Annotated in this window: 10 protein-coding genes; 6 read left to right on the top strand and 4 right to left on the bottom strand. The window is 70.3% G+C overall.

Annotated features, from left to right (window positions below; genetic code table 11):
* Positions 1-4 precede the first annotated feature (4 nt).
* Positions 5-370, bottom strand: coding sequence for a tetratricopeptide repeat protein (locus CR470_RS05525; protein ID WP_097866444.1), 366 nt, complete (start codon positions 368-370; stop codon positions 5-7).
* A gap of 147 nt (positions 371-517) precedes the next feature.
* On the opposite strand from CR470_RS05525, the gene CR470_RS05520 reads away from it, so the two are divergent.
* From CR470_RS05520 to CR470_RS40325, 3 genes are all read left to right on the top strand, one after another.
* Positions 518-1,483 (top strand): pirin family protein, encoded by a 966-nt coding sequence (locus CR470_RS05520; RefSeq protein WP_097866443.1) that lies wholly within the window; start codon positions 518-520, stop codon positions 1,481-1,483.
* A 496-nt stretch (positions 1,484-1,979) separates the two neighbouring features.
* The gene (locus tag CR470_RS40330) at positions 1,980-2,111 is read left to right on the top strand and encodes a hypothetical protein (RefSeq protein WP_257138443.1); all 132 of its coding nucleotides are present in this window, start codon (positions 1,980-1,982) and stop codon (positions 2,109-2,111) included.
* A complete protein-coding gene (locus tag CR470_RS40325; RefSeq protein WP_257138442.1) occupies positions 2,108-2,230 on the top strand; it encodes a hypothetical protein in 123 nt (40 codons plus the stop codon). The genes CR470_RS40330 and CR470_RS40325 overlap by 4 nt, the downstream gene beginning before the upstream one ends.
* 1,512 nt (positions 2,231-3,742) lie before the next feature.
* On the opposite strand, the gene CR470_RS05515 is transcribed toward CR470_RS40325, so the two are convergent.
* Positions 3,743-4,312 (bottom strand): hypothetical protein, encoded by a 570-nt coding sequence (locus CR470_RS05515; protein ID WP_373561391.1) that lies wholly within the window; start codon positions 4,310-4,312, stop codon positions 3,743-3,745.
* A gap of 166 nt (positions 4,313-4,478) precedes the next feature.
* Here CR470_RS05515 and CR470_RS05510 point away from each other — a divergent pair, with 166 nt between their 5' ends.
* Positions 4,479-5,438, top strand: coding sequence for a restriction endonuclease (locus CR470_RS05510; RefSeq protein WP_179892156.1), 960 nt, complete (start codon positions 4,479-4,481; stop codon positions 5,436-5,438).
* A 13-nt stretch (positions 5,439-5,451) separates the two neighbouring features.
* Here CR470_RS05510 and CR470_RS40040 read toward each other — a convergent pair whose 3' ends face one another.
* Positions 5,452-5,595: a hypothetical protein gene (locus CR470_RS40040; RefSeq protein WP_218923750.1), complete on the bottom strand. Its 144-nt coding sequence runs from the start codon at positions 5,593-5,595 to the stop codon at positions 5,452-5,454.
* A gap of 7 nt (positions 5,596-5,602) precedes the next feature.
* On the opposite strand from CR470_RS40040, the gene CR470_RS05500 reads away from it, so the two are divergent.
* Both CR470_RS05500 and CR470_RS39415 read left to right on the top strand, forming a co-directional pair.
* Positions 5,603-5,878 carry a hypothetical protein gene (locus CR470_RS05500; RefSeq protein WP_257138441.1) on the top strand — a complete coding sequence of 92 codons (276 nt, stop codon included), beginning with the start codon at positions 5,603-5,605 and terminating at the stop codon, positions 5,876-5,878.
* A gap of 151 nt (positions 5,879-6,029) precedes the next feature.
* Entirely contained in the window at positions 6,030-6,176 is a 147-nt protein-coding gene (locus CR470_RS39415) for a hypothetical protein (protein WP_179892155.1), read from the top strand.
* A gap of 2,461 nt (positions 6,177-8,637) precedes the next feature.
* Here the strand turns inward: CR470_RS39415 and CR470_RS39045 are convergent.
* Entirely contained in the window at positions 8,638-8,922 is a 285-nt protein-coding gene (locus tag CR470_RS39045) for a hypothetical protein (RefSeq protein WP_143663772.1), read from the bottom strand.
* Positions 8,923-9,911 lie beyond the last annotated feature (989 nt).

The following is a 9,911-nucleotide window of genomic DNA, read 5'->3' as shown; positions in this document are numbered from 1 at the left end:
CGACTCAGGAGCGGGCGGCTCCGGGGCCGAAGTCGCCGGTGAGGGCGGCGGCCATCCGCAGGTGCGGCGCCGCGTCGGCGGCCCGCCCCTGGCGCTCCAGCGTTCGGCCCAGCATCAGCCGCGCGTAGCTCTCCACCGGGTCGAGCTCCAGAACGGCCCGGAGCTCCTCCTCCGCCTTCCCCAGCCGGGCGGAGTGGTAGTAGGAGCGGGCCAGCAGCAGCCGCGGCGCGACCAGCTCCGGCGCTTCCTCGACGAGTCCGCCCAGGATGCGCGCGGCCGTCAGGTACTCCTTGGACTCGAAGAACATCTGCGCCCGGTCCCACCGGTCGGCGGCGGTGCCGAACTCGTAGTAGGTCTCGGTCTCGCTCACGCGTCCTCCTTCGTGTGGTGCGGGCCGGCTCCGGACCGCCCCGCCGTACGTTCAGCCATGACAACACCGCACAATGGTTGAACATTCCACTAAAATTCTGGCGTGGGACCCGGTGCCCCACGCCCCTACGGGAATAGGTTGAGCGTCATGAGCAATCTCGATCGCCAGGCCACGCCCTCCGTCTGCGGAGGGCGCGGCTTCGTCGTCGCCGAGCCCGTCCGTGAGCTTCTCGCCCCCCGCCGTGTCCAGCTCGGCGAGGGCACCGAGGTCCGCCGCCTGCTGCCCAACCTCGGCCGGCGCATGGTGGGCGCCTGGGCCTTCGTGGACCACTACGGCCCCGACGACATCGCCGACGAGCCCGGAATGCAGGTCCCGCCCCATCCCCACATGGGCCTCCAGACCGTCAGCTGGCTCCACGACGGGGAGGTCCTCCACCGGGACAGCCTCGGCAGCCTGCAGACGGTACGCCCTCGCGAACTGGGCCTGATGACCTCGGGCCGTGCCATCAGCCACTCCGAGGAGAGCCCGAAGGAACACGCGCGGCTGCTGCACGGAGCCCAGCTCTGGGTGGCCCTCCCGGAAGCGCACCGCAACATCGAGCCGCACTTCCAGCACCACACGGACCTGCCCGTGGTCACCGCCCCCGGCGTGACCGCCACCGTCATCCTGGGCGAACTGGACGGCGCGGCCTCGCCCGGCACCGCGTACACCCCGATCGTCGGCGCCGACGTGGCCCTGGCGGGTGGCGCCGGGGCCCGCCTGCCCCTGGACCCCGACTTCGAGTACGCGGTCCTGTCCATGTCGGGCGAGGCGGAGGTCGACGGCGTCCCCGTGCTGCCCGGCTCGATGCTCTACCTCGGCTGCGGCCGCACCGAACTGCCGCTGCGCGCCGTCTCCGACGCCGGGCTGATGCTCCTGGGCGGCGAGCCGTTCGAGGAGGAACTCGTCATGTTCTGGAACTTCATCGCCCGATCCGGTGAGGAGATCGTACAGGCACGAAAGGACTGGGAGGAGGGCTCGCGGTTCGGTGAGGTGCAGGGCTACGACGGCGCCCGCCTGCCCGCCCCGGAACTGCCCCCGACCCCGCTGAAGCCACGTGGACGTGCGTGCTGACCTGCGGAAACCTAAAGACGGGCTGGCCGCGCTTCCACTGGTGGCCGCTACGCCGTCTGCCCGGTTCGTCTGTGTCTTGTGCTCGGAGCTCGGGGGTCTAGTGGATTTGAGGGGTGGTAGGTCGAGTCTCGTGTTCAAGCTTGTGTGTCAGGGTTCAATCGGATCGATGCTGACCTTTCGCTGACTTTCCTGATTGCCAGTCAGGTGATGATGGCTGTCTATCGCCCGGATGCCGGAAACCGATCCAGGCGGAGTTGCTGAGGGTGACGGGGTGCCGAAGTCGACCAGCCGCGGGGCCAGCAACTGACGCAGGCGCTGGATAACCCGGCAGACGGTGAGCCGGAGACAAACTAAGGGCGAGCTGCCGCATGGTGAAGTTGGTGCGGTAGATACGAGACCACCAGCAGGACCCGGTCGGGTCCCGGCCGTACCGTGGACGGACCGGCTGCCCGAGCTCGCCGCGCCCGGATGGCGACGCCACCTGGACGGTGATTGCGTGATTGGCGAGCTGAGCGGCGTCGACGCGGACACCAGCCGCCGGGGCACCAAGCTGCACTGGAGCGCCCCGAAGCTCATCGCGGCGGCCAACCGGCGGTGTCGGAGGCCAACGTTCGCTTCCTGCGCGTGATTTCCGCGCCGCTGGTCGACTTCACGGCCCACGCCCCGCTCCGAGCCACGTTCGGAGCGCTGGCCGTGATGGCGTCGGAGGTCTGGTGGAACCAGTTGAAGCCGAAGTTGGTGTTGTAGCCTCCGGCGATCAGGTCCTTGCCCGCTGGACCGGAACCGGAGACTCCGACCCCTTGCCGCAAAGCCCCCCTCGGATGTGGCTGGAACCTCCAGACCGCTTCGGAACCGGAAGCACACACGCGACACGCGGACCACACCGAAGCCAGATGCCCGAATCCACCAGAACTGTCACCTCCAGCAGGCTCCCTCTACGAAGGGCGCTACGCTCTTTGCACTGTTCAGACAGGGTGGCGGTCGCCCTCCGGGGCCGCCGAGGATCGCAACGGCGTAGCGGCCAAGACGGTGTCGCGGGCCCTCGGGGTGGCGGTCGCCCTCCGGGGCGGCCGAGGATCGCAACTCGTCCACGCGGGCGAGTCCGACGTTCGGAGCCAGGCGTGGCGGTCGCCCTCGCAGCCGGCCGAGGATCGCAACACCAGGTCGCCGGACCCGGTGAGCGCCTTGACCAGCGTGGCGGTCGCCCTCGAAGGCGGCCAAGGATCGCAACTTCAAGTCCACCGCGGGTGAGGTGCTGTCGAAGTGTGGCGGTCGCCCTCGGAGGCGGCCGAGGATCGCAACCCGGTCCATCCGGCGGGGTCGACACAGGCCAGCTCGTGGCGGTCGCCCTCGAAGGCGGTCGAGGATCGCAACGTCGTACCGCCCATCGTTCGGGGCTTCAGGCTGGCAAGTGGCGGTCGCCCTCCGGGGCGCCCGAGGGCCGCAACATGCGCATGGTGCGCGAGGCGCTGCCCGGCGCGGAGGTGGCGGTCGCCCTTCGGGGGCGGCCGAGGATCGCAACCCGATCGGCACGATCTCGACACGGGAGGACGCGTGAGGTGGCGGTCGCACTCCGGGGTGTCCGAGGATCGCAACGACGAGCTGGAAGAGATCGCCCGCAAGGCGCTGTCGTGGCGGTCGCCCTCGACGGCGGCCGAGGATCGCAACCACAAGAGCGCCATGCTTCTGGTTTCGGCTTGCCCGGTGGCGGTCGCCTTGCGGGGCGGCCGAGGATCGCGACTGCCAGCAGTACGGCAGCCGGGGGCGACACCGACGTGGCGGTCGCCCTTCGGGACGACCGAGAATCGCAACCGCGAGGCGCCGAGGCAATGTTGCAGCAGGCACAGGTGGCGGCCGCCCTCCGAGGCGGCCGAGGATCGCAACTGGTACTTCGTTCCGCCCTGGTGCAGCGGCAGGTGGTGGCGGTCGCCCTCGAAGGCGGCCGAGGATCGCAACGTCGTACCGCCCATCGTTCGGGGCTTCAGGCTGGCAAGTGGCGGTCGCCCTCCGGGGTGGCCGAGGATCGCAACGACGAGGTGGTTACCGGGATTCGTCACCACCTGGCTGTGGCGGTCGTTCTCCGGGGGACCGAGGATCGCAACCTGTGCTCGTACTCCGCACGGTCTACTCGGACGATGTGGCGGTCGCCCTTCCGGGCGGCCGAGGATCGCAACCCCGCGTACGACGGCGTCTGGGACTACACCGTGCAGGTGGCGGTCGCCCTCCCGGGCGGCCGAGGGTCGCAACTTGGTCTCGGTGTCACCGGATCAGCGGACGACGCCGTGGCGGTCGGCCTCCGGGGCGGCCGAGGATCGCAACTCGTCCACGCGGGCGAGTCCGACGTTCGGAGCGAGGGTGGCGGTTGTCCTTCGGGTCGGCCGAGGATCGCAACCTGTGGTCCGGGCGCGACGTCGCCGCCTGGGGCGTGGCGGTGGCCCCTCGCATCGGTGACCTCGGCCTCGTCGTAGTAGGACATCCAGCTGCCTCCGCTGAGCGTGCACCGGGCACCCTGCTCCGGGCGGTGACCGCTTCGGCGAGGAGGACTTCCTGACGGGTCGGACAGCCGTCGTCGTCCTCGTCGACCCAGTGCTTGAAAGCATCGCGCTCATACCCGGTGCGCTGCTCCTCGGCGACGGGGATCTTCCTTATGGCGTCCGCGAGGGCCAGGCCGCCCTCGTCCGGGGCTCCGCCGGGCGCGCCGGACGGTGCGGTGGTGCCGTTGGCGGAGGGCTTGGGGTCGTCGGCCTCCACCGGCTCGGTGGAGCAGGCGGTCAGGGCGGCGGCGGTGAGCAGGGCGGCGGACAGGAAGCCGAGACGGCGCAGCGACACGAGGGCACCGCAGGATTCCGGCAAGCCATTCACACGCCGGCTGGTGCTGCGCTGCATCGAAGGTCACTTTCCTCTGCAGGGCGGCGGGGTGCCGGTCGCTGCCTGCCTGGGAGGACTTGTGTGGGAGCCTCGCAGAATTGTCAGTGGGTGTCTTTAGCCTGCTCGTATGAGTTTGTTGGAACCTTCTGCGGATGCGGTGCGGCCGTCACCGGAGAACGTGGTGCGGCGTTTGCTGGAGTCGGCACGTGAGCGGGCGACGTCGGTGGATCTGGAGGCCGCGTTCGCGTGGGTAGCGGAAGGGCGGCTCGCGGACGATCTTGTTGCTGACTGGCGTCGGCTGGGCGAGGAGGCGCAAGCGGAACTCAGCCGCTGCTGGAAGGGCCGCGGGCTGCTCGAGGACGGGACGGTCGACCAGGACACCGTGCGCTACGGGCGCTCGGCGGCGGCGAAGATTCTCAGGGACGAGCTGCACGAGTTGGTCTCCCTCGCAGGGAAGGCCGTCGAGTGGTGTGAAGAGGTACGTGAGGGCGTCATCAAGGATTTCGGCCGGCTGGTGCGGGAGCGGAGGACTGAGTTTCCTTCGGCCAAGGCAGCCCCACTGGGCGAACTGCTGGAGGAACTGCAGCGGGCTCGGGCACGCTACGTCTGCTCTCTGGAGGCCTACCGGCGAGAACTGGAAGAACTGTCCGCGGAGGAGCGACGGCGTCAGGACTTCCGCCTGAGCAGTGCCAGCACTTCCCTGGAGGAGATACGTAGGCTGTCGAGCCAAGGGTTTGAGCTGCTTATCGCCCGGCTTCTGGAGCGAGATGGCTACGAGGTGCAGCGTACGCATGGGGGCGCGGGTGACAGGGGAGCGGACGTTATAGCCACCGGCGGGAACGGTGAGCGGATCGTCGTGCAGTGCAAGCTTCGCAGGGCGCCGTCGGCTGCGATCGGAGCGCCGGACGTGCAAGCTTTCAACGGGACAGCCCGTCCCGACCATGACGCCACCCACCCGATCATGGTGACGAACACACGCTTCACCGTGCACGCGGAGAAGGCAGCAGCGAGGTATGGGATCGCGTTGGTGGACAGCATGGCGCTGCGGGCGTGGGCAACGTTCGGCAAGCCACTCGAGCTGACCTGACAAGCCGCCGCGGTTAGACGATATGGACGCGTTCGGTGTCGCCGTTCTCGTCGCGTAGGAGGACTTCTTTTCCGTCGGCCATCTGCTGGGCGAGGAAGGCGTAGACCTGGACGGCCCGGTTGATGGAATCGGTTTTGGACAGGCCGGTGATCCTCATGAGTGTGGTGACCGCTTGGGCTGCCCTGGGGATGAGTGTGACGGTGAACCGCCGCTGGTTCCGCCACAACCCGAACAGCGCGGACGCCATCGCGGCCGCGGCGAAGGCCGCCAACATCGCCCGGGAGCGTACTGCCGAGTACCTGCTCGCGACGCGGCTGGAGCAGCTGCGCGAGCAGACCACCGCCCGGACCGAACAGGTCCCGGCCGTACCGTGGACGGACCGGCTGCCCGAGCTCGCCGCGCGCCCGGATGGCGACGCCACCGGGACGGTGACTGCATGATTGGCGAGCTGAGCGGCGTCGACGCGGACACCGGCCGCCTGGACGTCGTCCCCGACGCCCCGGCCGGGGCACCAAGCTGCACTGGAGCGCCCCAAAGCTCATCGCGGCGGCTGCCGAACCGGCTCCGCGGCCGACTGCACCCGCCGCACCGATGCGGCGCGCGGATCTGTCGGAGGGCTACCGCGAGGCTCTCGCCGCCCACCGCGCCGCCTGGAACACGAGCCGGCAGCACACCCGCCTCGAGATCCAGGAGGCCGCCGAGCGGCAGCTCCGCGAACGAACGGCTTCGGGACCCTGAGGAGCACTTCGCCGACGGCCGCTGGCCCTGAGGAGCGAGCTCCACGCCAAAGCAGCCGCCCAGCGGGCCCGGCCGAGCGATGGTCCCCGGGCGCGGGGGCCCTGAAAAGGTATGGCCGCCAAACGCGCTGGCCTGACCAGCATCACCTCGGCGGCGGCCGCGCCGCAGCGGCTGCTGGACTGTACGGCATGAACCGGACCGACGGCGCAGGTCCCGGCTCTACGAGGTTCCTGAGAAACCTCAAGGGCAGCCCGTTCTCCACCAGGTAGCAATCCGCGTTCCGCAGCCGCTCTCCGAGGCACCTGGCACGCCTGAGTGGCGGTCGCCTTCCAGGGCGACCGAGGATCGCAACCCCGATGGGGAGGACCAGGGTCAATAACTCCACCGTGGCGGTCGCACTCCGGGCGGCCGAGCATCGCAAAAGTTCCGGCCCGTACTCCAGGTAGCCCAGCGGTAGTGTGGCGGTCGCCCTTCGAGGCGGCCGAGGATCGCAACGAGAAAGTCCCGGGCCAGAAGTACGCACGGGCCCGGTGGCGGTCGCCCTCCGGGGTGACCGAGGATCGCAACTACCCGCACGCGTACCGGTCGGTGGTGTGGAAGTGGTGGCGGTCGCGTGGCGGTCGCCCTCCGGGGCGGCCGAGGATCGCAACACGGTCCACGGCCGCACCCAGGACGAGTGCCAGCAGGTGGCGGTCGCCCTCTGGGGCGGCCGAGGATCGCAACGCGGAGTGGCTACGCGGCTGCGCGACCCTCCTGGTGTGGCGGTCGCCTTCCGGGGCGGCCGAGGATCGCAACCTCCAGCGGATGGAACGCTGGCAGGCAGGTCTGGCGTGGCGGTCGCCCTTCGGGACGACCGAGGACCGCAACTCCACGATGGTCCCCCGCGCGCCGCGTGAGGCGACTGTGGCGGTCGCCGTTCGGGACAACCGGGGATCGCAACTGTCCCCGGCGGCCGCCGACCGGTTGACCGCCGACGGGTGGCGGTCGCCCTTCGGGACAACCGAGGATCGCAACGTCAACCATATGGACCACAAGGCCAAGCGCGACAAGGTGGCAGTCGCCCTTCCGGGGCGGCCGAGGATCGCAACGTCCGCTGGGCGGCCGACGGGACCGACGGCGAGTCGTGGCGGTCGCCCTCCCGGGCGGCCGAGGATCGCAACGATGAGCTGGCGCTGAAACTCCGCGAGGAAGCGGTGGTGGCGGTCGCCCTCCGCGGCGGCTGGATCGCAACGCTAGGGCCGTGTGCTCGACGGCAGCTCGCGGGCTGTGGAGGTCGCCCTCCGGGGCGCCCGAGTCTCAACTCCATTGGCTTGCTGCACAGTTCGGACAGGTCCCTGGGTGGCGGTCGCCCTTCCGGGGCGGCCGAGGATCGCAACACGACCAGCTCGCGCTGCGCGGGCGACATGGTCGACGTGGCGGTCGTCCTCCGGGGCGCCGAGCATCGCAACGTGCGCAGCACCGCGCCGGACAGGTCAACAAGCCACGGGTGGCGGTCGCCCTCCGGGACGACCGAGGATCGGAACGGCGGACCGGACGAGGGCGCCCAGTCGAAAGTGCCAGTGGCGGTCGCGCTTCAAGGCGGCCGAGGATCGCAACTCCGGCGTGCGGAGCTGCATCCGGCGGTCCGCCTTGTGGCGGTCGCCCTCCGGGGTGGCCGAGGATCGCAACGCCGTTCACCGCTCCCTCACCGTCGAGGAGCGCGAGTGGCGGTCGCCCTCGGGGACGACCGAGGATCGCAACTTGGTCCGTGAGAGCGGATACCGGGATACCCAGCAGTGGCGGTCGCCCTCCGGGGCGACCGAGGATCGCAACGCCCACGCCCTGGCCGTCACGGTCTCGTGCAGCTGCCGTGGCGGTCGCCCCCCGGGGCGGCCGGGGATCGCAACTTCGCCGGGTCGAAGCCCTTCGTCCACGGGGAGGCGTGGTGGTCGCTCTCCCGGGCGGCCGAGGATCGCAACAGCCCGACCGGCGTCACGGCCAGCACCCGGTGGCCTGTGGCGGTCGCCTAATGGCGACCGTGGATCGCAACGACTACTGCGTCGAGGCCGGCTGGCTGACTCCGGTGCGGCGGTCACCTTTCGCGGCGACTCTGGATCGCAACGAACATGTCGCGATGCCCGGAGCGCCCTTGGCTCCGTATGGCGGTTACCCTTCAAGACGACTGCGGATCGCAACCCTCACGAGGTGTGCTGCTACGGAGCCCCGCCCGGTGGCGGTCGCCCTCCGGGACGACCGAGGATCGCAACATCATCACCCGGGTCGGTCCGGGCTTGCGGCCGCGTCGCGGCGGTCGCCCTTCGGGACGGCCGAGGAACGCAGCCCTACTCAGGCCGTGCCCGCGCACCACCGCCCGCCAGCGTGGCGGTCGCCCTCTTGGGCGGCCGAGGATCGCAACGTCCTTGCTCGACCGGGACCAATAAGAGCGCCCCTCTGGTGGCGGGCGGCCTCCGGGCGACCGCCACTAGGCATTACCGGCCTGCGAGCCAGCAGCATGTTGCGCCCCTCGGCCGCCTGGGAAGACGACCGCCACCTTGTCGCTCGCCGGGAGCACCTTGTGCTTGATGTCTTTGCGATCCTCGGCCACCCCGGAAGACGGCCGCCGCACGCACTTGCGGTCGTTGAGCTGTGTGCCAAGACCGTTGCGATCTTCGGCCGCCTTGGAAGGTGACCGCCACGTTGCGCTCGGGTCCGCCCTCGTCGTCGCGTACAAATTGCGATCCTCGGCCGCCCCGAAGGCGACTGCCACGCTGCCCCACCACAGGCGGCCACACCCGAACCCCGGTTGCGATCCTCGGTCGCCCCGACGGGCGACCGCCACCGCTTCCCGGCGTCGAAGCGGTCGAGGCGGGACAGGTTGCGATTTTTGGTCGTCCGGGAGGGCGACCGCCACCACGACCGACTGGACCGACGGCAAGACCGTCCCCGGATTGCGATCCTCGGGGACTCGGTCGCAGGGGGAGTTGCGATCCTCGGCTGCCCCTGGTAGGCGACCGCCACCAGGCCGTCACCGAACGCCGAGAACGGGCAGTAGATGTTGCGATTCTCGGTCGCCGAGGGCGACCGCCACGGCGTACGTCCAGGTCGACGCGGCCGAGTGGCCGGTGTTGCGATCCTCGGCCGCCCCGGAGGACGACCGCCACGGGCCACCACCCGCACCACCGCAACCCGTACGGAAGTTGCGATCCTCGGTTGCCCCGAGGGGCGACCGCCACCCGCCGACGACGCCGCCCGGGTTCTGCTCGCGCAGGAGTTGCAACCCTCGGTGCCGTGGAGGGCAACCGCCACTTTGACTCGCTCGATCAGCCGGTGGCACCAGCCGACGTTGCGATCCTCGGTCACCTTGGAAGGCGACCGCCACAGCCCCATCCCAGGATCGAGCGCCTCGGTGCCGATGTAGCGCAGTGGTGGTCGCCCTCCGGAGCGACCGAGGATCGCAACGTGGCGGTCACCGTGCCGGTTGCGGTCTTTGGTCGCCCCGGAGGGCAACCGCCACAGGGTGTCCAGCTCGCCGAGTGCACCCCACTTCGGGTTGCGATCCTTGGCCACCCCAGAGGGCGACCGCCACCGGCGACCGGCCGGCTCGGGCTGCTGCTGATGGTGCTGTTGCGATCCTGGGTCGCCCCGAAGGGCGACCGCCACCCCGCCGCGCGAGAGGGGCGTCGCGTGGTCGAGGGTGTTGCGATCCTCGGTCGCCCCGAAGGGCGACCGCCACTCCGCCTGCCGTGGACGTTCCGC

This window comes from Streptomyces sp. rh34 (assembly GCF_002551245.1).
GTDB lineage: Bacteria > Actinomycetota > Actinomycetes > Streptomycetales > Streptomycetaceae > Streptomyces.
The sequence above is the reverse complement of the archived record's forward strand: the minus strand, read 5'-3'. Positions and strand labels throughout refer to the sequence as shown.

Bases quoted from the DNA above. Each gene is read 5' to 3' on its own strand.
- CR470_RS39415 (WP_179892155.1), top strand. From the start codon at position 6,030: ATGCGGCGCGCGGATCTGTCGGAGGGCTACCGCGAGGCTCTCGCCGCC.
- CR470_RS05520 (WP_097866443.1), top strand. From the start codon at position 518: ATGAGCAATCTCGATCGCCAGGCCACGCCCTCCGTCTGCGGAGGGCGC.
- CR470_RS40040 (WP_218923750.1), bottom strand. From the start codon at position 5,595: ATGAGGATCACCGGCCTGTCCAAAACCGATTCCATCAACCGGGCCGTC.
- CR470_RS05510 (WP_179892156.1), top strand. From the start codon at position 4,479: ATGAGTTTGTTGGAACCTTCTGCGGATGCGGTGCGGCCGTCACCGGAG.